This is a genomic window from Mariniphaga sp., assembly GCF_041687215.1.
Lineage (GTDB): Bacteria > Bacteroidota > Bacteroidia > Bacteroidales > Prolixibacteraceae > Mariniphaga.
The window spans coordinates 21021-42730 of the sequence record NZ_JAWLCI010000007.1 but is presented as its reverse complement, the minus strand read 5'-3'; the positions used below and the strand labels follow the sequence as shown (position 1 = coordinate 42730).

General features: G+C 45.0%; 19 protein-coding genes. 16 read left to right on the top strand and 3 right to left on the bottom strand.

All coding sequences use genetic code 11. The features are described from left to right. Nucleotides 1–1161 (bottom strand): NAD-dependent DNA ligase LigA (gene ligA, locus ACESMA_RS04695; protein WP_372947616.1); only part of this gene is annotated, 1161 nt, incomplete at its 3' end. A 141-nt stretch (nucleotides 1162–1302) separates the two neighbouring features. On the opposite strand from ligA, the gene ACESMA_RS04690 reads away from it, so the two are divergent. The 4 genes from ACESMA_RS04690 to ACESMA_RS04675 all read left to right on the top strand — a co-directional run bounded on the left by ACESMA_RS04690 (nucleotide 1303) and on the right by ACESMA_RS04675 (nucleotide 5894). Continuing rightward, nucleotides 1303–2757: a M20 family peptidase gene (locus tag ACESMA_RS04690; RefSeq protein ID WP_372947615.1), complete on the top strand. Its 1455-nt coding sequence runs from the start codon at nucleotides 1303–1305 to the stop codon at nucleotides 2755–2757. A gap of 57 nt (nucleotides 2758–2814) precedes the next feature. Further along, complete coding sequence (locus tag ACESMA_RS04685) at nucleotides 2815–3399, top strand: thioredoxin family protein (RefSeq protein ID WP_372947614.1); 585 nt, start codon at nucleotides 2815–2817, stop codon at nucleotides 3397–3399. Nucleotides 3400–3568: 169 nt separating this feature from the next. Further along, the gene (locus tag ACESMA_RS04680) at nucleotides 3569–4570 is read left to right on the top strand and encodes a DUF1080 domain-containing protein (protein ID WP_372947613.1); all 1002 of its coding nucleotides are present in this window, start codon (nucleotides 3569–3571) and stop codon (nucleotides 4568–4570) included. Between the two features lie 7 nt (nucleotides 4571–4577). Next, the gene (locus ACESMA_RS04675; RefSeq protein ID WP_372947612.1) at nucleotides 4578–5894 is read left to right on the top strand and encodes a M20 family metallopeptidase; all 1317 of its coding nucleotides are present in this window, start codon (nucleotides 4578–4580) and stop codon (nucleotides 5892–5894) included. Here the strand turns inward: ACESMA_RS04675 and ACESMA_RS04670 are convergent. Then, nucleotides 5891–6808, bottom strand: coding sequence for an oxidoreductase (locus ACESMA_RS04670; RefSeq protein ID WP_372947611.1), 918 nt, complete (start codon nucleotides 6806–6808; stop codon nucleotides 5891–5893). The genes ACESMA_RS04675 and ACESMA_RS04670 overlap by 4 nt on opposite strands. A gap of 77 nt (nucleotides 6809–6885) precedes the next feature. Further along, nucleotides 6886–7842, bottom strand: coding sequence for a calcium/sodium antiporter (locus ACESMA_RS04665; RefSeq protein WP_372947610.1), 957 nt, complete (start codon nucleotides 7840–7842; stop codon nucleotides 6886–6888). Nucleotides 7843–8100: 258 nt separating this feature from the next. Between ACESMA_RS04665 and ACESMA_RS04660 the strand changes: the two genes are divergently transcribed. The 12 genes from ACESMA_RS04660 to ACESMA_RS04605 all read left to right on the top strand — a co-directional run bounded on the left by ACESMA_RS04660 (nucleotide 8101) and on the right by ACESMA_RS04605 (nucleotide 21642). Then, the gene (locus ACESMA_RS04660) at nucleotides 8101–9201 is read left to right on the top strand and encodes a LacI family DNA-binding transcriptional regulator (protein ID WP_372947609.1); all 1101 of its coding nucleotides are present in this window, start codon (nucleotides 8101–8103) and stop codon (nucleotides 9199–9201) included. Nucleotides 9202–9212: 11 nt separating this feature from the next. Continuing rightward, entirely contained in the window at nucleotides 9213–10565 is a 1353-nt protein-coding gene (locus ACESMA_RS04655; protein ID WP_372947608.1) for a Gfo/Idh/MocA family protein, read from the top strand. Nucleotides 10566–10575: 10 nt separating this feature from the next. After that, the gene (locus ACESMA_RS04650) at nucleotides 10576–11553 is read left to right on the top strand and encodes a Gfo/Idh/MocA family protein (RefSeq protein WP_372947607.1); all 978 of its coding nucleotides are present in this window, start codon (nucleotides 10576–10578) and stop codon (nucleotides 11551–11553) included. Between the two features lie 68 nt (nucleotides 11554–11621). Further along, nucleotides 11622–12851: an N-acetylglucosamine-6-phosphate deacetylase gene (locus ACESMA_RS04645; RefSeq protein WP_372947606.1), complete on the top strand. Its 1230-nt coding sequence runs from the start codon at nucleotides 11622–11624 to the stop codon at nucleotides 12849–12851. Between the two features lie 199 nt (nucleotides 12852–13050). Next, nucleotides 13051–14286 (top strand): Nramp family divalent metal transporter, encoded by a 1236-nt coding sequence (locus tag ACESMA_RS04640; protein ID WP_372947605.1) that lies wholly within the window; start codon nucleotides 13051–13053, stop codon nucleotides 14284–14286. A gap of 49 nt (nucleotides 14287–14335) precedes the next feature. Next, complete coding sequence (locus ACESMA_RS04635; RefSeq protein ID WP_372947604.1) at nucleotides 14336–15019, top strand: hypothetical protein; 684 nt, start codon at nucleotides 14336–14338, stop codon at nucleotides 15017–15019. Then, nucleotides 15019–15777 carry a glucosamine-6-phosphate deaminase gene (locus ACESMA_RS04630; RefSeq protein WP_372947603.1) on the top strand — a complete coding sequence of 253 codons (759 nt, stop codon included), beginning with the start codon at nucleotides 15019–15021 and terminating at the stop codon, nucleotides 15775–15777. The genes ACESMA_RS04635 and ACESMA_RS04630 overlap by 1 nt, the downstream gene beginning before the upstream one ends. 6 nt (nucleotides 15778–15783) lie before the next feature. Further along, nucleotides 15784–16428, top strand: coding sequence for a hypothetical protein (locus tag ACESMA_RS04625; protein WP_372947602.1), 645 nt, complete (start codon nucleotides 15784–15786; stop codon nucleotides 16426–16428). Beyond that, nucleotides 16429–18165: an alpha/beta fold hydrolase gene (locus ACESMA_RS04620; protein WP_372947662.1), complete on the top strand. Its 1737-nt coding sequence runs from the start codon at nucleotides 16429–16431 to the stop codon at nucleotides 18163–18165. It abuts the gene before it with no gap. A gap of 84 nt (nucleotides 18166–18249) precedes the next feature. Then, a complete protein-coding gene (locus ACESMA_RS04615; RefSeq protein WP_372947601.1) occupies nucleotides 18250–19287 on the top strand; it encodes a Gfo/Idh/MocA family protein in 1038 nt (345 codons plus the stop codon). A gap of 4 nt (nucleotides 19288–19291) precedes the next feature. Next, nucleotides 19292–20485, top strand: a complete 1194-nt coding sequence (locus ACESMA_RS04610; RefSeq protein WP_372947600.1) for an acetylxylan esterase — start codon at nucleotides 19292–19294, stop codon at nucleotides 20483–20485. Between the two features lie 11 nt (nucleotides 20486–20496). Further along, nucleotides 20497–21642 carry a hypothetical protein gene (locus ACESMA_RS04605; protein ID WP_372947599.1) on the top strand — a complete coding sequence of 382 codons (1146 nt, stop codon included), beginning with the start codon at nucleotides 20497–20499 and terminating at the stop codon, nucleotides 21640–21642. Nucleotides 21643–21710: the final 68 nt, after the last annotated feature.

Genomic DNA, 21710 nt, shown 5'->3' with positions numbered 1-21710 from the left:
CCCAGTAATTTTTGGAATGATTTCCCCACCTTTTTCCACAAAAACGGTATCGTTCAGGTGCAAATCGAGGTTTTTAATGATATCAGCATTGTGCAGCGACGCGCGTTTTACAACGGTTCCGGCAATCTGTACCGGTTGGAGAATGGCCACTGGCGTAACGGCGCCTGTGCGTCCAACCTGATAGGAAACTGATTTCAGAATGGTTGCCGCGCTTTCAGCCTTAAATTTGTAGGCGATGGCCCAGCGGGGCGACTTGGCCGTAAAACCCAACTCCTCCTGCAGCCTGCGCGAATTCACTTTTATAACCACCCCGTCAGTAGCCACGGGCACTTTGTGACGCTCCAAATCCCATTGGTTCAGGTATTTAAAAACTTCATCCAGGTTTCGGCAAATCCGGGTGGCGTCTGAAATTTTGAAACCCCACTCGCTGGCTTTTTTCAGGTTTTCGTAATGTCCATCGGCAGGCAGGTTGTCGCCCATCAGCGAATAAAAATACGCATCCAGTTTGCGCGAAGCTACAATAGAAGGATCCTGCATTTTCAGCGTGCCGGCGGCAGAGTTGCGCGGATTGGCAAACAGCGGTTCGCCCGCCTCTTCGCGTTGTTTGTTCAGTTCTTCAAAAACATGAAACGGCATCACAATTTCTCCCCTGATTTCGAAACTCCCCGGGTAATCATCTCCACGCAGCGAAAGCGGAACAGAACGAATGGTCCGCACGTTGGAAGTAACATCGTCGCCTTTTACGCCGTCGCCGCGGGTAACAGCCCGCACCAGCTTCCCGTTTTCGTAGAGCAAACTGATGGAAGAGCCGTCGAATTTCAGCTCGCAAACGTATTCACAATCTTCCCCGATGAGTTTTTTAATGCGGTTGTCGAAATCGGCAATTTCCCCTTCGGAATAGGCATTACTGAGCGACAACATCGGATACCGGTGCTCCACCTGCTCAAATGCCTTGCTGATGTCGCTTCCCACCCGCTGCGTGGGTGAATACGGGTCGGCAAACTCCGGAAACTCAGCTTCCAACTTTTCCAGTTCACGAAGTTTCATATCGAAATCAAAGTCGCTGATTTCGGGTTGGGCCAGCACGTAGTACTTGTAATTGTGGTCATTCAGCTCTTTTCGGAGTTGGTCTATTTTATATCGGGCTTCCTTTTTATCCATGTTTTGTACTTTGAAACAAATATACAAAAAGCAGTTTTCGATTAACCGGGGACTGATTTTAGTTTTCAACGATAATTTTTCAATAATTCGCAATGAAATAGAAAATTTAAACTTAAATTGAATAGCAAAAAATCACCTAAAATGAAAAAAGCTATAAAACTTTTAGGCCTAACCGTTTTGATTCTCATCGTTATTTTGGTGGTAAAAACTGCTTTTTACCCCTCAAAACAATTGAATGTTGAACCGGCTAAAACGATTGAAATTGGGAAACAAAGTCTGCAAAATCTGTCAAAAGCGATTTCGTTTAAAACCATTTCTCATGAAGATTATTCATTAACAGACACTTCGCAATTTTTGCAGTTTCATGCTTTTCTCGATTCAACTTATCCTTTGATTTTTAAACATTTAGAAAAGGAAGTGTATGGGAATTATGCACTGCTTTATAAATGGCAGGGAAAAAACAAAAATCTTAAACCGCTGATTTTGCTTGCCCATCAGGATGTGGTTCCGGTAATGGAGGAAAACTGGGAAAAAGGTCCGTTTTCTGGTGAAACTGATGATGAATTTATCTGGGGACGCGGAACACTCGACGACAAAGGAAGTCTGATTTCAATTTTAGAAGCTGTTGAAAGATTACTTGAAGAAGGCATTATTCCGGAACGAACAGTTTATCTGGCTTTTGGTGACGATGAGGAAATTGGAGGAAAAGGCGCCAGGGAGTTGGCATCGATACTAAAAAACAGGGGTGTGGAAGCCGAGATGGTTATTGACGAAGGAATGGTAATTACTTCGGGTGTTGTTCCTATGATTTCGAAGCCGGTGGCTTTGATTGGAACATCTGAAAAAGGGTATCTTTCCCTGGAAATAACCAGCAGGTTTGAAGGAGGACATGCTGCCATGCCACAATCGGAAACCGCCATTTCCATTTTATCGAAAGCACTTGTTGCGATTACCGAAAATCAGCCGTCCCCTGAATTTACGCTTCCTGTAAAAGGTTTTCTGCGTTACATAGGTCCGGAAATTCCATGGCCGGCACGTATTGTTTTTGCTAATCAATTGTTACTGGGCGGCGTTTTAAAAAGCATTTACACCAGCTCCGGACCGGGAAATTCTTTGGTTCGGACAACTACAGCCCCAACCATGTTACAAGCCGGAATTAGAGATAATGTATTGCCCACAGAAGCAACGGCCACAATTAACTTTAGATTGTTGCCCGGCGATTCATCCGAAAAAGTTATTGCCCACCTTGAAAAAACGATAAACGACAATCGCGTTTCCCTAACAATTATTGGAAATTCAAAAGAACCAGCCAAAGTTTCACCTATCGACTGCGAAGCATTTAATGTACTGAACAAAACCATCAGGGAAAGTTTTGAAAATACATATGTTGCCCCATCGTTAATGACAGCGAGTTCAGACAGTTATCATTATTCCGAAGTTTCACCCCATGTTTACCGCTTTGCTCCATATCAGATTACACCAAAGAATATTGATCTTTTTCATAATGATAATGAAAGGATTACCATTGAAAACTACAAAGCCATGATTAATTTTTATTATCGGTTGGTAAAAAACTTTCAGGAAGACTTTAATTAAAATGAACAAATCAGCACCTTCATTTTTTCTTTTTTAAGAAACAAAAAGAGAAAAATTATGAGTTTTACATTACAACCGGGAGAAAAAGCAAAAGATTTTAACCTGCCGGCCACCGACGGGAAAAATTATTCACTGGAAAGTTTTAAGGATTCAAAATACCTGGTGGTGTTTTTCACCTGCAACCATTGTCCGTATGTAATTGGCAGCGACGAAGTGACCCGGCAAACTGTAGAAAAGTACAAAGATAAAGGCATTGTGTTTGTTGGAATCAACCCGAACAGCGCCAACACGTATCCCGAGGACGATTTCGATCACATGAAAAAGCGAATGGAAGAATTTAGATTCCCGTGGAAATATCTGCGCGACGAATCTCAGGAGGTTGCGCTGGCTTACGGGGCATTGCGCACACCACATTTTTATGTGTTCGACGAAAACCGGAAGTTGGTTTACACCGGCCGTGGTGTTGACCATCCGCGAGACACATCGAAAATGACGGTAAACGACCTTGACCGTGCTTTGAATGAACTCACCTCAGGCAAACCGGTTTCCGTTCCGCTGACCAACCCCATTGGCTGCAACGTAAAATGGGAAGGCAAAGACAAACACTGGATGCCGGCGGAAGCATGTGATTTGGTGTTGTAATTCTATTCATTCATTTTAACCCTTCAAGGTTTTTTGAAACCTTGAAGGGTTGGTAGGGTTCATTATAATTGCAGAATCAAATTAATTTCCCGCTCGTCTTGCGCAAACCATCGTAATCTTTTTTGTAAGTTTGTTTGAAATGATTTGAATTCAAATAAACCTTATTAAAATGAAAAAAATAGCTTTACTGTTTATCACGGTTTTTACAACCATTTTATTTGCCAGCGCCCAAAAACCAAGCGGCTTTTACGGCATGTGGACCATTGAAATTGAAGGCGGCTCGGTGGGCTGGCTTCAGGTGTTTGAAAACAACGGCTTTCTTGATGCCGAACTGCTTTGGCGTGGTGGAAGTGTTACGCCCGTGCAAAGTGTTTTTCTGCTTGACGATGATAACCTGATGGTGATGCGTGCCGGGGAAGTTACCCGCGAAGGCAAAGATGGGAAAGAACGAAAAATGGTTGCACCCCACCTGTTTAAAGTTACCCGCAGCGGCGATAGGATTTCAGGGGTTTCCATGCAACCGGCGCGCGACGGAATGAAAACAAACCAGGCCAAATTTTATGGTTGGAAACTTCCGGATGTACCACCTGCACCCGATTTGTCAAAAGTAAAATACGGCCAGCCGGTGAAACTTTTTAACGGCAAAGACCTCTCGGGATGGAAGCTCACCAATCCCAATCAGGTAAACGGATTTAAAGTGATTGACGGCGTGCTGGTTAACGACCCGGTTCAAAAAGAAGGAGAACGTATTTCTTACGGGAACATTCGCACCGAACAGGAGTTTGAAGATTTTAACCTGACTCTGGAGGTAAATATTCCGCAGGGCAGCAACAGTGGTGTTTACCTGCGGGGCATGTACGAAATCCAGGTGATGGATTCTTATGGAAGGGATTTGGACTCGCACAACATGGGCGCTTTATACAGCCGCATCACACCATCAGTTGCTGCTGAAAAACCTGCCGGCGAATGGCAAACCATGGATATTACATTGTGCAACCGCCACGTTACTGTAAAATTGAATGGAACGACTATCATCGACAACCAGCCGGTTTACGGCCCAACCGGTGGCGCCATTCAGGCCGATGTGTTTGCAGCGGGTCCCATTTACCTGCAGGGTGACCACGGAAAAGTTTCTTACCGGAATATGGTGTTGATGCCGATTGTAAAGTAATATTTAGATGAATTCAAAAATATTTCTTATCCTTTTTGCCATGATTATTCAAAACAATGCTTTTGCACAAATTGCTGGAGTGATAAAAAAAGAAGCCCGGAATCAAACTGAATATGCGCTTGAGTTGTGCAAACATCTGCATCAAAATCCGGAATTGTCTTTTCAGGAGTTTGAATCGGCCAGACGAATGGCTACCGAATTAAAAAAAGCAGGTTTTGAGGTCACCGAAAAGGTGGGCGGAAATAATGTGGTGGGTGTTTTGAAAAACGGCGACGGCCCGGTGGTGATGCTGCGCACAGATATGGATGCCCTGCCGGTTCAGGAAAAAACCGGACTGGAATTTGCCAGCACTAAAACAGCGAAAAATCAGAACGATGAAGAAGTACCGGTGATGCACGCCTGCGGCCACGACATCCACATGTCGGTTTGGACGGGAACCATCCATACGCTGGCAGCACTGAAGGAACACTGGCAGGGAACACTGGTGGTGATTGCCCAGCAGGCCGAGGAAGTCAGTGGTGGCGCAAGTTTAGCCATCGAATCCGGATTGTTCACCCGCTTTCCAAAACCAGATTATGCCATGGCTTATCACATCAATCCTGAACTGGAATCTGGACAAATCGGACTGGTGGGCGGGCCCATTTTTGCCGGGGTTGAAACCGTGGAAATTACCGTTTTTGGCCAGGGTGGGCACGGCGCTTACCCCGAAAAATGTATCGACCCCATTGTAATTGCCTCGCGCATTGTGCTCGATTTGCAGACCATCGTCAGTCGTGAAATCAGTCCGCTGGAACCCGCAGTAGTTACTGTGGGGTCTATTCATGGCGGCACCCGTCCGAACATCATCCCCGACGAGGTAAAAATGGAACTTACGTTGCGCTACTATTCCGATGAAGTGATTGAACAGGTGATTTCTGCGATTCGACGAATTTGCAACTCAGCCGCACAAATGGCCGGCATGCCCGACGACCGGCTACCTGAAGTTGTTGTTCTGGATGAATACACTCCGCCGGTTCTGAACAATCCGGAACTGAGCGAAAAAATACACGGTTTTGCTTCTGAAATCATTGGCGCTGAAAACATAGTAAAAAACGCCCCGGCCATGGTAGGCGAAGATTTTGGCGTTTACGGCCGCACTCCGGAAAACATTCCAATCTGCCTTATCTGGCTGGGCAGCACCAGTTCCGAACTGATGCAACAGCTAAAAGCCGAAGGCAGAGAACCTTACCCGTTGCATTCGCCTCACCTGAATCCCGACTACGAAAAAACCATCGAAACCGGGATTAAAGTTATGACAGGAAATGTTGTGGGGTTGATGGATTAAAACTTCACCCCTGTAAGTTTTTCCGAAACCTCCCATAATTTTCGGGCATCTTCCAGATTGTGAGAGCAGTCGTTGGATTGCACTTTTACCGGTTGGCCTTTCATTTCGTTGAAACCTGACGGACCGTAATATTCGCCTCCTTTAACATGGGGATCAACCGAAGCCCTGATTTGCGGCAAAGCTCCGGCGGCTGCATCCTGGGTCATAAACTTAAATACCGGGTAAAGTATTTTGAAAAAGAGTTTATCTTCCAGATGGCGGGCCAGGTTGGTTTGCGATACACCTGGGTGGGCGGCCACAGAAATGCTGTTAATTTTATTCGAATCGAAAAAGCGTTGCAACTCGTAAGTAAACAACAGATTGGCCAGTTTCGAGCGGCCATAGGATTTCATGGGTGAATACCCTTTTCCGTTTTCAAAAAGCAGGTTATTGAAATCCATCTTTCCCTGTTTGTGTGCCATACTGCTTACATTTACCACGCGCGATTTGGGTGTTTTTTCCAGCACAGGAAGCAGCAACCCGGTAAGCGCAAAATGTCCCAGATGATTGGTTCCCACCTGGCCCTCGAAACCATCTTTTGTTTTAAAATAAGGAGTGGTCATTATTCCTGCGTTGTTAAGCAGTACATCAAGTCGCGAATGATTTTTCTGAAAGCTTTCTGCAAACCGGCGAATCGATTTTAAATCGGCCAAATCAAGTTCAGCCACTTTTATTTTTCCCTTCAGTACTTCGCTGAGAATTTCTACTTTGGCTTTTTCCCCATTTTCTTTGGAGCGGCTGGCCAAAATCACCTCTGCACCCTTTTCGGCAAACGCTTTCACCGACCAATAACCCAGGCCGCTGTTTCCGCCGGTAACTATGATAACTTTACCTTTTAAATCAGGAATATTGCTTGTTGTCCAGTTGCTTTTCATTTTTATTATTTGTTTAATTTTTAATTCACAAATTAAAACAAAATTTTTCTTAATAAGTTCAGAAGAAAAGTTCTGTCTCAGATTTCCTTAGCCACCAGCATGGCAGTGTAACCGAGGTAAACAAGCAACAAAATGACTGCTTCCCAGCGGTCAAGTTTCTTTTTGCCTCCGGTAAACATGGCAATAAAAAGGAAAAGTGTACCTCCCCCCAGCAGGTACATGTCGGTGTTAAAAACCGGATTGAAAATAACAGGAGAAACCATCGCACTGGTAGCAATAACCAGGAAAATGTTAAAAATATTGGAGCCAATAATATTCCCCACAGCGATATTGGTATTCTTTTTCAGGGCGGCGACCACCGAAGTTGCCAGCTCAGGTAGGGAAGTACCAATGGCCACAATTGTAAACCCGATAATTTTTTCGCTTAGTCCAAGAATTGTGGCTATTTCAACAGCATTATTCACCACCAGCCGCCCGCCAATAATCAATCCGGCAAGGCCAATAACAATGAATGTAATCATCTTGAACAGCGACATTTCACTCACCACTACCTCCCTGGGTACGGTATCGGATTTTGAAAGGCGGTAAACATAAAACAAAAACAAACCGAACATCAGCAATAAAAACAATCCGTCAAGCCTTGAAATTACAGGATTTTCATAAATAAAAAAGTTGTTGGCCAACAGAAATAAAATAATCACAGCCAGCAGCGAAAGCGGAATTTCTTTCCAGGTGGTACTTGACTGCACAACCAGCGGGTATATAATTCCGGTGATTCCCAAAATCAGAAAAAGATTGGCGATGTTGCTCCCCAGTACGTTTCCCAAAACAATGTCGTTAAAACCCTGCGAAGAGGCGATTACATTTACCACCAGTTCCGGCGCCGATGTTCCAAAAGCAACAATGGTTAATCCAATCACCAAATCAGAAACATGATATTTTTTTGCCAGCGCCGATGCACCACTCACCATCCAGTCGGCGCCTTTTATTAAAACGGTAAGACCCAAAACCAGCAATAAACTGTTAATCAGCATGTATTTGTTTTACGTAAAAAATTATCAATTCAATCTGCAAAAAAACGAATAATCCTCTGAATTTCAAAAAGCGTGTTCAGACACATTTTTTCTGTTTTAAAATATTTTATATTTTTCACAATAAAACCAAACCATTCATTTTCAAAAAAATATAGATTTTTTTACTTCCTTGGACCTTTTTCGTTGTGTGTACGCACACACTTTTATTTTGATATTGACAATCATTTACATAGATTTGTTTCTACTAACAGAATTAAGGTGAAGCGAACCAAAAAAGTAACCATTCAGGATGTAGCCCGATATGCCAACGTTTCCGTGGGCACCATTGACCGGGTAATTCACAACCGTGGTAAAGTTTCGCATGAAAAAAGGGAAAAAATTGAAGCGGCGATTAAAAAGCTGAATTTCAATCCAAACATGCTGGCGCGCACCCTTGCCCTTGGAAATCAATTCACTGTTTGTGCTCTTGTGCCTGCGGCTCCCTATGCTGGCCATTACTGGACCATGCCATTGCAGGGACTTGAGCTGGCAGCAGCACAGTATAAAGATTACGGAATCATTACTGAATATTTTTTTTACGATTTGTTCGATGAGCAAAGCTTCGTGAGACAGACAAACCAAATTGAAGCGCTTGAGCCAAACGGTGTTGTACTTGCCCCGCTTTTTCTGCAGGAAAGTAAACTTTTTACTGAAAAACTGAAAAGCAAAGGAATTCCGTATGTTTTTATCGATGCCGATATTCCCGGTAGTCAAAGCCTTTCCTACATTGGTCCCGACGTGAAACAAAGCGCCTTCATTGCCGGACGGCTATTACATTCCCTGATTCCCGAAAAATCGGAGATTCTGATAATAAACATGGTTAAGGGATTTGAAAATGCTTCGGCACTTCGACGTATGGAGAAAGGATTCAGAGGTTTTTTCAGGGAAAGCGGATTGGAACAAAACAAAACCATTCATTCTTTAACCATTCACTCTACACAGAAAGATGAAGTTTTTCGCGAACTCACCAAATTCTACATAAAAAATCCGGCTGTGAAAGGTGTTTTTGTAACCAATTCCAAAGCTTTTCTTATTGCAGAGTTTCACCGGCTTCACGACCTGAACATCCGGTTGGTGGGTTATGACCTCGTTCCGGAAAACATCGAGCACCTAAAAAACGGGACAATCGACTTTGTTATCTCCCAAAGCCCAGCACAACAAGGGAAAAGGGCATTACAAACACTGTTCAACTATTTTGTTTGGAAAAAAGAACCGGAAAAAATTCAGTATGTTCCACTGGACATTATTATACGAGAAAACCTCGGTTTTTACATCAACTTTAACCGGTATCTTCAAAACGGAATTAAAAACAATCAATAAACGAGAATATTATGGATAAAAATTTCAATTCGAGACGTGATTTTATTAGAAAATCGGCAGGCATTTCTGCCGGACTGATGGTTGGCGGAATTCTGCCGGGTTTCAGTGCAGAAAGCTATCGGCGCATTATGGGCGCCAACGAAATGCTCCGGGCATCGGTGATGGGCGTCAATTCGAGGGGAAATGCACTGGCACAAAACTTTGCATTTCAGAAAAACTGTGAAGTAATTCATGTATGTGATGTGGATTCGCGCGCCACTGAAAAATGTATTGGAACAGTTGAAAAAGTGCAAAACAAAAAGCCGCAGGGATTTGTGGATTTCCGGAAATCGCTGGAAAGTAAGGATGTGGACTTGCTGGTAATAGCCGCACCCGACCACTGGCATGCACCGGCGGCGCTGCTGGCCATGCAGGCAGGTAAAAATGTGTACCTTGAAAAACCGGCAAGTCACAGTCCGCGCGAGGGCGAAATTTTGGTGGAAGCTGCCAAACGATACAAAAAATCAATCCAAATGGGCAACCAGCGCCGCTCTTACCCGAATGTGGTGGAAGGAATAGAGGAACTGAAAAACGGAATCATAGGCAGGCCTTACTTCGGCAAAGGTTGGTACACCAACAACCGCGGACCTATTGGAGTGGGTAAAAAAGTGGCCGTTCCCGATTGGCTCAACTGGGAACTGTGGCAAGGTCCGGCGCCGCGAATGGATTACAAAGACAATATTGTGCACTACAACTGGCACTGGTTTTGGCACTGGGGAACCGGCGAAGCGCTGAACAACGGCACTCACATGATTGACCTGCTGCGCTGGGGTTTCGGCGTGAATTACCCGGTAAAAGTGAGCTCAAATGGCGGCCGATACCACTATTCCGACGACTGGGAAACGCCCGACACGCAGGTGATTAACCTTGATTTCAAAGAAGGTGTTTCCATGAGCTGGGAAGGCCGGAGTTGCAACGGAAAACCCATTGAGGGAAGTTCAGTTGGAGTTGTTTTCTACGGCGAAAAAGGTAGCTTGTTCATTCCGGGCGGAAATGAATACACCGTTTACGACCTGAAAAACAACGTAGTAAAACAGGTGAAAGACACGAAAGAGGTTGACCCGCGCGATGCCGCCAACCCATCGAGCCATCTCGATTCACTGCACATCCGCAACTTTTTCAACAACATTCTTTCGGGAGAAAGCCTGGTGGCCGACATCGATTCAGGTCACAAAAGTACGGTGCTGGTACAGCTCGGAAATATCGCACAGCGCGTTGGCCATTCGCTGGAAATCAATCCCGAAAACGGGCACATTTTAGGTGACAAAAAAGCGCAAAAACTCTGGTCGCGCGATTATGAAAAAGGATGGGAAATGAAACTCTAAAATTTTCAAAATGAACTCAAGACGAAATTTCATCAAAACAACCGGAAAGGGAGTGGCTTTGGCCGCTGTGGCTCCGGGAATCATCACGCAAACTGCATTTGCAGACCAGCCTCAAAAAAACATACGCATTGGAATCATTGGCGCTGAAAACTCGCACACCATCGGGTTTGGGAAAATGTTCAACACCGACAAAAAATTTCCGGGCATGGAAGTGCTATATGTGTGGGGCGAAACCGATGAGTTTGCAAAAAATGCAATGGAAAAGGGGAACATTCCCAACCAGGTGAAAGACCCGAACGAAATGCTGGGGAAAATTGATGCGTTGATTGTGGACCACCGTCATCCGAAATACCATCTGGAGCCGGCCATTCCGTTCATCAAAGCAAAAATTCCCACATTTATCGACAAACCATTTTGTTACCGGGCAGCTGAGGGACAAGATTTTCTGAAACTGGCTCAAAAACACGGAACTCCGGTAACTTCGTTCAGTTCAATCGCCCACAGCGATGAAACATTCGATTTGAAAGAACAGGTGAAAAACATGGAAGGAATCAGCCAGATTATTCGTACCGGACCCGGCGATTTTGATTCGCAGTACGGAGGTATTTTCTTCTACGGCGTTCATATTATTCAACCACTCATGTATGTTTTTGGCGAAGACATTGAACGGGTAAAAGTCAGTCGCAACGGCAGCTACGGCAACGCCAGCCTGAAATTTTCCTCCGGGCTTTTTGCAACGCTCATTATCAAGGAAAAAGCCCGCCGGTGGGAAACTTTTGTGGAAACACCAAAGGAACTGGTGGAACTTAAACCACGGGTGGAAGAAAAAAATCCCGCCCGAAATTATGTTGACATGGTTGAAATGTTCCGCACAGGAAAAGAACCACGTTCGCACCAAAGTATCCTCAATTGCGTTTCAGTTTTGGAAGCACTTGAAAAATCGGCTGAAACCGAAAAGTGGACAGAGGTTGAATATATGCCTGTATGAAAGTTGTTACTGACCTCAGCGAGGTCGCATGTTTATAGAAATGAAAATGAATTCAAAAATAATAAAAGATGAACAAATCAATCGGAACAAAAATTTACGCAACATTTGCAATTTTCTTTCTTTTTGGAGTATTTGAAATGAATGCACAGGTTATTGAAGGAATTCATTACCACACCGGGCAGCCGGTTCGGGTGACCATTAACAATGGGTTGATTGAAGAGATCACCACCATCGACAAACTGGTGGGTGAAAACCCGGTGTACATTTCACCCGGCTTTTTCGACAACCAGGTGAACGGGTTTGCCGGCGTTTCGTTTGCGTTTGGCGACAGCGACCTCACGCCCGAAGGTATTGAAAAAGCAACCAGCGAGCTGTGGAAAAAAGGCGTTACAACTTATCTTCCTACGCTCACCACCAACAGCATTGATGTTCTAACAACGAATTTTAAAATCCTTTCCAAGGCAGTGGACGACCAAAAACTGTTTGGTTCCATTCCGGGTTTTCATCTCGAAGGACCTTACATCAATCCGGAAGACGGGTTCCGGGGGGCGCATCCCAAACAGTTTGTAAAACTTCCCGACTGGAATGAATTTTTGAAACTTTACGAAGCATCGGGTAAAAACATCCTACAAGTAACACTGTCTCCGGAAATGGACGGCGCGCTGGATTTTATTTCAAAATGCAGTCAGTACGGAATTACAGTAGCACTGGGTCATCACAATGCGGATATGGAAACGATAACTGCCGCCATCGACCGGGGCGCCAAAATTGCCACGCACCTCGGAAACGGAGCGGCCAACACCATCAACCGGCACCGGAATCCGTTCTGGCCGCAACTAGCCGACGACCGGTTAAACATCAGCATCATCTGCGACAGTTTCCACCTGCTGCCCGAACAAATCAGGGTTTTTTACAAGGTGAAAGGCGTTGAAAAAACCATCATCACTTCCGATGTAACGCATTACGCCGCACTGGAACCGGGTGAATACAAAACCTCAACAGGCGAAACCATCGAACTGACCGAAGGCGGAATGCTGCGCTATCCGGCCCAGAATGTTTTATACGGTTCGGCATCGCCCATTACCAAAGGAGTGGGTTACGTGATGCAGGTTACAGGCTGCACCCTGGCCGATGCCGTGCAAATGGCCAGTACCAATCCGGCCCGCCTTTACAGCCTCAACGACCGCGGTCTGCTGGAACCCGGCAAACGTGCCGACATTGTGCTTTTTACACTGGAAGATTTTCAGGTGAATATTCAGGAAACGTGGGTGAAGGGGAAAAAGGTTTATGAGCAATAGGCAGTTGACAATTAGCAGTAAGCAAATTACGCTTAGCGGTTTTGAATTGCTTAACACATCGAAAAAATGAAAAATGTAGAATAATCAATATTCAATAACCAAATAACCGGATTTCTTTGTCTCTTAATTTGAATATTGGATATTGAGCATTTGGTATTGGTTATTTTCTAAAAAACCATTTCAAAATAAAATAACTTAGATGAATAAAACCTACAAAAAAATCCTTGTCGCCCTCGCCGCAGTTGGCCCGGGGCTGTTCCTCATTGGTTACAACATTGGAACCGGAAGTGTAACCACCATGGCCAAAACAGGGGCCGAACATGGCATGGAGCTGTTCTGGGCCCTGGTGCTGTCGTGTGTCTTTACTTTTGTACTCATGGTAGCCTACGGAAAGGTGACCCTGGTTTCGGGGAAAACGGCCCTGACCAACATCAAACACGAATTCAAATACGGCTGGGTGCTGGCCCTTTACATTTTAATTGCACTAATTATTGGCGAATTACTGGCACTGATGGGCGTAATGGGCATTGTGGCAGACCTGGTACAGGAAGCCATCCGGCTGCTTTTTAATGAACGGATTGTCGGCCGCGGCTGGATTATCCTGGTTCTGGCCACCGGTTTGTACCTGCTGCTTTGGTTCGGACAGTACAAAACATTTGAAAAAGTTCTCACCGTATTCGTCATTTTTATGGGACTCTCCTTTGTCGTGGTATTTTTTATGGTCAGTCCCGATTGGTCTGTTATTGCCAAAGGTTTGGTACCAGGTATTCCCGACACACCCGGTGCCATGGGTTTGGTGGCCGCAATTGCCGGAACAACCTGTTCGGCGGCAGTGTTTATTATGCGAAGCACGGTGGTGGCTGAAAAAGGCTGGGGTATTAAAAACCTGAAAGAAGAAAAAAAGGATGCTTTCGTATCTGCTGCAATGATGCTTTTCCTGAGCGGAGTGATTATGGCCGTGGCAGCCGGAACGCTTCATGTGATGGGTTTTAAACTGGAAAATACCGTGGAAATGATTCACTTGTTTGAACCCATTGGCGGAGACGCTGCAGCCTTTATCCTGATTTTGGGAATTGTAGGCGCCGGACTGTCCACCATCTTCCCAATTGTACTGATTGCCCCCTGGCTGATTGCCGACTACACCGGTAAACCCCGAAATACACATTCTACCCAATCCAGGGTGTTGATATTTATTGCCATGCTGTTTGCTTTTGGCACTGTATTTCTGGAACAACGTCCGCCCGCACTGATGGTATTTTCCCAGGCATTTCAGGCTGTCATTCTGCCCGCAGTGGCTATTCCCATTCTGTTGCTTATAAACCGGGCCAAACTTATGGGTATAAACAAGGCTTCACTGCGGGAAAATATCGGCATCTGGGCAGTAGTTATATTTTCCTTTGTGACCACATATTTTGCTATTACTGAGTTGTTCTAATAAACTTGAATATTTGTCATGATAACCTAAAAATTATAACAGCTAAATCATGAAATTCGTAAAAATTCTTTTTGTACTAGTATTTACAACAACCTGTTTAGCTGCACAAAATGAAAAAGGGAGTTTTTTTGCAGAAACCGGTGTAAAACTTTTCGGAGGGGGAGATTACATCAATTTTATGGGTAAAACAGGCATCTCTTTTAATAAAACCAACAGCGTTTATTACCATCCAAACAGTACCAGCGAATATAAACATAGTACTTTTTCCTGGTCTGTTGCACCTCGCGTTGGATATCAACTATTTGAATCAGTTGCTGTTGGTCTGGATTTTCAGGCATTTGGTTATTCGATGAAAGATTACTCCAGATACCGAAATTCATCAGCAGGAATTTTCATCAGAAAAGAATTTGAAATTAACCGGATTTTGCCATTTATCGAACTTTCAGGAGGACTTGGAAGAGCAAATGAAAAAACCAATGAAACTGCTCCAAGTGGTGGAAAATATACGAGCACTAGAATTTCTGATTTGCACTATTTTTCAGGGGCAACGGGCATCTCTGCATTTATAAAAGAAAACTTCAAAGTTTCACTTTCTGCCAAATTTCAAAATACGATTGAAAAGGACAGCAAAAAGCCGGATTCAATGGCAAATGACTATAAATTTTCCAATATTGAATTGGGCCCGTTTTTATCTGTCGCTTACATATTTAAACGAAATAAATCAAACAAATAATGAAAGAAATAAGTAAAGAAAAACTCAATGTAAAAATCTTTGCAAACAAAGACGAAATGGGAAATGCTGCGGCCATTTCCGTAGCTAAAAAATTAAATGCTGCTGTATCTGAAAAAGGGTTTGTCAACCTGATTCTGGCTACCGGTGCATCACAGTTTCAATTTTTGGAACACCTTCAAAATCAGGCAATCGAATGGGAAAAAATCACGGTTTTTCATCTCGATGAGTATAAAGATATGCCGGTTACGCATCCGGCCAGTTTTCGCAAATATTTGAAGGAAAGAATATTAAATAAGGTTCAGCCCAAGCAGGTGCATTACCTCAACGGCGATGCGGTTGATGCCGAAGCCGAAGTTTTGCGGTACGAAAACCTGCTGAAATCGCATCCCATCGACATTGCCTGCATCGGCATTGGCGAAAACGGACACATTGCTTTTAACGACCCGCCGGTAGCCGATTTCAACGATCCGAAACTGGTAAAAGTGGTGGAACTCGACGAAGCCTGCCGCAAACAACAGTTGGGTGAAGGGTGGTTTTCCACATTCGACGATGTGCCAACCCATGCGCTGTCACTTACCATTCCGGCCATTATGGGTTGTAAAGCTATCAGTTGTGTGGTGCCCGACGAGCGCAAAGCCGAAGCCGTTTTCAACACGCTGAATGCCGAAATTTCAACAGCCTGTCCAGCTACCATTTTACGAACCCACCCGGATTGTGTTTTGTATTTGGACGAAGGTTCGGCTTCAAAACTAAAATAATTCACCATGAAGCGGAATCATTTCATCTTTCCCGGAAAAACAACACCTCTTGTTATCGCTTTTTTAATGCTGACTTCTTTAGGTTTTGCCCAAAGGAACAGCAAACAGCAGGAATCATCAATCGAGGAAAAACAAAAGGCCAGCTTGGAATTAATTCTGAAGGTGTTGCCTCCCGACCAGCTCAACGAAAACAGTGCGTTTGACGACCGGGGCAGGCTTTCCTTTTTAGACCGAACTTTTACCGATTGGCTGGAACGCACCGGCGAACTGCCACCCGATTTTGACCAGATGCCTTCGCTGCCGTTTCTACCTAATCCTTTAATTATTGATGAAGATGGGAAAAACATCCCGGTGAAAACTGCTGAACAATGGCAGGAAAAACGGGGATGGATGCAAGAGCAGCTTCAGCATTACATTACCGGCACGTTTCCGCCAGCGCCCGACAATTTGAAGGCAGAAGTTCTAAGCGAAAAAATGGATGGGAAAGTCCGGTTGCAAACGGTTGAACTTTCATTTGGGCCGGAACACCAGGCAAAGCTGACACTGGAAGTGATGATTCCTCCGGGCGAAGGTCCTTTGCCGGTTTTCCTTACGCAGTGGAACCACCGCGAATGGGCACAAGTGGCTGTCAGGCGTGGGTATATTGGCTGAATTTATGCCGGCGCCGACTCCAAAGACGACACCGAAAAATATGCGGAAATCTGGGCCGGAGAATACGACTGGACCCGTCTTATGCGCAGAGCCTGGGGCGCTTCACGGGCAATCGACTATTTATTCACCCTGCCAGAAGTCGATAAGGGAAAAATAGCGCTGACCGGGCACTCGCGAAACGGAAAAACGTCGCTCATGGCAGCAGCTTTTGACGAACGAATTTCCGCCTGCATTCCCAGCAGCGGCGGCACAGGCGCTGAAGTTCCGTGGCGTTACACTTCTTTCAATTACGACATCGAAGACATTGCGCTGCTTGCCAGTGCCCGGCCATCGTGGCTACACCCTCGACTGCGGTTTTTTATCGGCAACGAACACAAACTTCCAATTGACCAGAATTCGTTTATGGCATTGATTGCCCCCCGAGGCCTGATGTTAAGTACGGCTCTGACCGAAGGAGCAAGTAATATCTGGGCCATTGAACAAGCTTACCATGCAAGCCAAAAAGTGTATGATTTTCTGGATGCAGGAAAAAACATCGCGATCCGAACGCGTTACGGCGAACATGGGGTGAGTGCCCGGGATATGGAAGAATACATTGACTTTTTCGATTTTGTGTTTGAACGAAGCAACCATCAACCCGAAAACCGTTTGCATTGCCCCTATTCTTTTGAAGAATGGGTTGCATTAAGCGGAGAAAAAGTGAACCCGCTCTCCTACCCTGAAAAAACTGAAAACTTACTGAAAGCAGGCTCAATAGCTGAATGGAAGAATCAAAAAAGCGAAATTCTGAAACAGATTGCCTGGGTTTTAGGCGACGAACCTCCGGGAGTTACCAATCCGGGACCGGGAAGTTTGCAAAAAGCAGGAAGAGGTGAAGACAGTTTTGGCACGTTCCTGACACGCCCACGCGGAACTGAAAAAATGGGCGTGATGCCCGTCAGTCCCTACAACGGTTTTGGCGACCAGCTTTTCGGCTACCTCTATTATCCGCTAAACGATAAAGGGAAAATAAAAAGCACCAACCTTCCGGTGGTTATTTATTTGTACGAATACGATTATTCCAAAGGGTTCAATTCCTATCACCAAATGGAATCGCTGCTGCAGGAGTTAACGGAACAGGGATTTGCTGTTTTCACTTACGACATGCTGGGTTTCGGAAACCGGATTGAGGAAGCCACTCGTTTTTACGAACGGTACCCACACTGGTCGAAATTGGGAAAAATGGTTACCGATACCAAAGGTGCTGTGGATGCACTGGTAAACCTCGATTTTATCGACCGTAACTGCATAATTGTTGCCGGTTACTCGCTGGGAGCCACTGTGGGATTATACGCCGCTGCCACCGATGAACGCATTGCCGGAGTGGTTTCAGTAGCCGGCTTCACGCCCATGCGAACCAATACGTTGGACCGCGGAACAGAGGGAATTAAAACTTACTCGCACCTGCACGGTTTGCAACCACGGCTCGGATTTTTCGTGGAAAAAGAATCGCGTATTCCGGTTGATTTTCATGAAATCACAGCCAGCATCGCACCACGGCCGATTCTGATTATTGCACCCGAATTCGACAAAGATGCCCATTTGCAGGACATAAAAACAGCGGTAAACGAAGCAGAGCAGGTTTACACACTGTTTGAAAAACCGGAAAACATTCAACTTCAAATCCCTTGGGATATTAACCGGTTTTCGCCGGAAATGAGAGAAACAATGTATGAATGGCTGAGCCGGAAGTTTTGAAATAAGCCTTGAGGTTCGGTTGATTTTTTTAATTTAGGGGTTGATGTAATCCGGTTTGTAAAAATGATTTAAAACTCAAAATATATGAAAACCTGGAAAATAGGAATTATCGGAACTGGCATGATAGCTGATTTTCATGCACAGGCTGTTCAGTCGCTGTCCAATGCGCAGTTGGCGGGCTTTTGCAATATCAGGCCTGAAAAAGCAAAAAAAATGGCGGAAAAGTTTAACGTGAAGCACTGGGAAACTTATCAAAGTATGTTACAGTCGGACGATGTGGATTTGGTAATGATTGCCACACCCAGCGGCGCTCACGAAGATCCTGCCATTGAAGCGGCCAAGCAGGGGAAGCACGTGCTGTGTGAAAAACCATTGGAAATTCAACTCGACCGCATTGACCGGATGATTGAAGCACATAAAAAAGCAGGAACGTGGCTGGGTGGAATTTTCAACTTCAGATACAACGAAACCACTCAAATCATAAAACAGGCCATCGAAAAAAACCGGCTGGGTACAATTACCTACGCTGCGGTGTATGTTCCGTGGTGGCGCAACGATGCCTACTATGAAGGCTGGCACGGCACCTGGGAACTCGACGGCGGCGGTGCGTTAATGAACCAGGCCATCCACATGGTTGACCTGTTGTTGTATATGATGGGACCGGTTGAACGGCTGGGCGCGTTTACGTCGAACGTGGGACATCCGCAAATTGAAGCGGAAGATACGGCTGTAGGTGTTCTTCAGTTTGAAAACAAAGCCCTTGGCGTAATTTACGGAACGACAGCTTCTTTTCCCGGACAATTTCGCCGCCTGGAAATAACCGGAACAAAAGGCACCATCGTTTTGGTGGAAAACAGTTTACAGGTGTGGCAGTTTGCCGAAATGCGCGAAGAAGATGACAAAATTATTCAGAAGTATGGTGTGATTGAAGGTGGTGGCGGAGTGGCCGACCCGGCAGCGATGACGTATGAAAACCACGCTAAAAACCTGACGGCCTTTATTCAGGCCATCGAAGAAAAACGCCCGTTTGAAATAGATGGTGAAGAAGCCCGTAAATCGGTAGCCTTAATTCTCGATATTTATCAGTCGGCCAAAACGCATTCCATGATTTCAAAAGATTAAGAACATGAAAAATCTAAAAAAATTCTTTATTTTCCTGATTTTATTCTCCTCACTCAAAATGGGTTACGCCCAGAACTACGACGAATCAAAAGTGGGCGAATATCTACTTCCTGAATTGTTAATTACAGAAAACGGACAAACCGTTTCAACTCCGGAGCAATGGGAAAAAATTCGTCGCCCTGAAATCCTCAAACTATTTGAAGACCACGTTTACGGGCAGATTCCCAAAGATTTTGACGACATCAAATTTAAGGTAATAAAACAAGATAAAAAGGCGATGGATGGGAAAGCCACCCTGAAAGAAGTTGCCATAACCGTCACCCGAAACCGGAAATCGGTGACCATGAACCTTTTAATGTTTACACCCAACAAGGTAAAAAAACCAGTTCCGATGTTTTTGGTCATCAACCACAGGGGAATTAAAACCATGGATGTAACCCGTCAAAACAAAGACGGTTTCTGGCCGGCAGAAGAGGTAATTGAAGCCGGTTACGGAATTTCCGGCTTCGATGTGATTGATGTTTCGCCCGACGATAAAGTGAAGTTTACCGAAGGAATTCTGGACCAACTTTATCCCGAACAAATTAAAATGGACAACGGAATGCGTGGATTGGGCGCCTGGGGTTGGGGTGCCGCCCGGGCTATTGATTATTTTGAAAAAGACAAATCGGTTGATGCCACAAAAATTATTTCGGTGGGTCACTCGCGCGGAGGCAAATCTTCGTTGTGGTTTGGAGCGCAGGATAAACGCGTAGCCATTACCGTTTCCAACGAATCGGGGAACTCGGGCGCTGCGCTTTCGCGAAGAAATTTCGGAGAAACCGTGGATCGGATTACAACCAACTTTCCCTACTGGTTTTGCCCCAATTACCGACAGTATGCCGGAAATGAAGACAAACTGCCGGTTGACCAACACATGCTGATTGCGCTGATTGTCCCGCGGGCTGTTTATGTGGCCAGCGCTGCCGAAGATTTATGGGCCGATCCCAAAGGCCAGTATCTGGGTTTAAAAAAGGCGCAACCTGTTTTCAACCTTTACGGATTGGAAACCAATCTGCCACCCGAAATGCCGGATGTAAACGAACAAATCATTCGACCCCACATGGGTTTTCACAACCGCGAAGGCAAACACAACATGACGCCTTACGACTGGCAGCAATTTATCCGGTTTGCCGATGTTTATTTTGACAGGAAATAAAAAATTCAGGTATGCGATTTCTGTTGATATTCACAATTCTGTTTTCAATTTTTCAAACTATTCCGGCAACAGGGCAAAACATTCAAAAGCCAAACAAAGAAAAGCTATGGGAACAAATCGCCCCTTACTTTTCTCCTCCTGAAGAATTTCGGAATGAATTTGGAGAATTTCGTTCTCCTTTAAAATTTTACAATGGTAAATCTGTAACCTCGGTAAAAGAATGGCCAGCCAGAAGGAAAGAAATTCTCAATCGCTGGCACGAAATGATGGGTGAATGGCCGGAACTGATTACCGATCAGTCATTTGAAATTCTGGAAACCACAAAAAGAGAAAACTTCACCCAACACAAAGTCCAGTTTCGGTGGCTTCCAAACGAAACAACCGAAGGGTATTTGTTAATTCCGGACGGGGAGGGGAAAAAGCCGGCAGTAATCACTGTTTTTTACGAACCTGAAACGGCCATTGGACTGGACAAACCAGACCGGGATTTTGCCTACCAGCTTGCCAAACGCGGATTTGTCACCCTTTCAATAGGCACAACCGAGACAACTGCGAATAAAACCTATTCGCTTTATTATCCGTCCATCGAAAACGCGGAAGTACAACCTTTGTCGATGCTGGCGTATGCAGCCGCCAATGCCTGGTATGTGCTGACAAAAGTTGAAGAAGTGGACTCCACCCTCATTGGAATTGTCGGCCACTCGTTTGGCGGGAAGTGGGCTATGTTTGCCTCCTGTTTGTTTGAAAAGTTTGCATGTGCCGTATGGTCCGACCCGGGAATTGTTTTTGACGAAACAAAAGGATCAGCAGTAAATTACTGGGAACCTTGGTATTTGGGCTATTATCCGCCACCGTGGAACGATACCTGGCGCAAAACAGGCATGACAGAAAATGCAAAAGGCCTTTATCCAAAGTTGGTAAAAGAAGGTTACGACCTCCATGAACTTCACGCCCTGATGGCACCACGTCCGTTCCTGGTTTCGGGAGGTTCATCCGACCCGCCTGATCGCTGGAAAGCGCTAAATCACACCATTGCCGTAAACAAATTATTGGGTTACAACAATCGCGTGGCCATGACCAACCGCCCGGAACACTCCCCCAACGAGGAATCGAATGAACAGATTTACCGGTTTTTTGAGTATTTCTTGGGAGATTGAGTTTGCTCAGTGTATTGAGTAATTTTACTCAGTGCATTGAGTAAAATCCGAGAGTATATTTAAAAGTA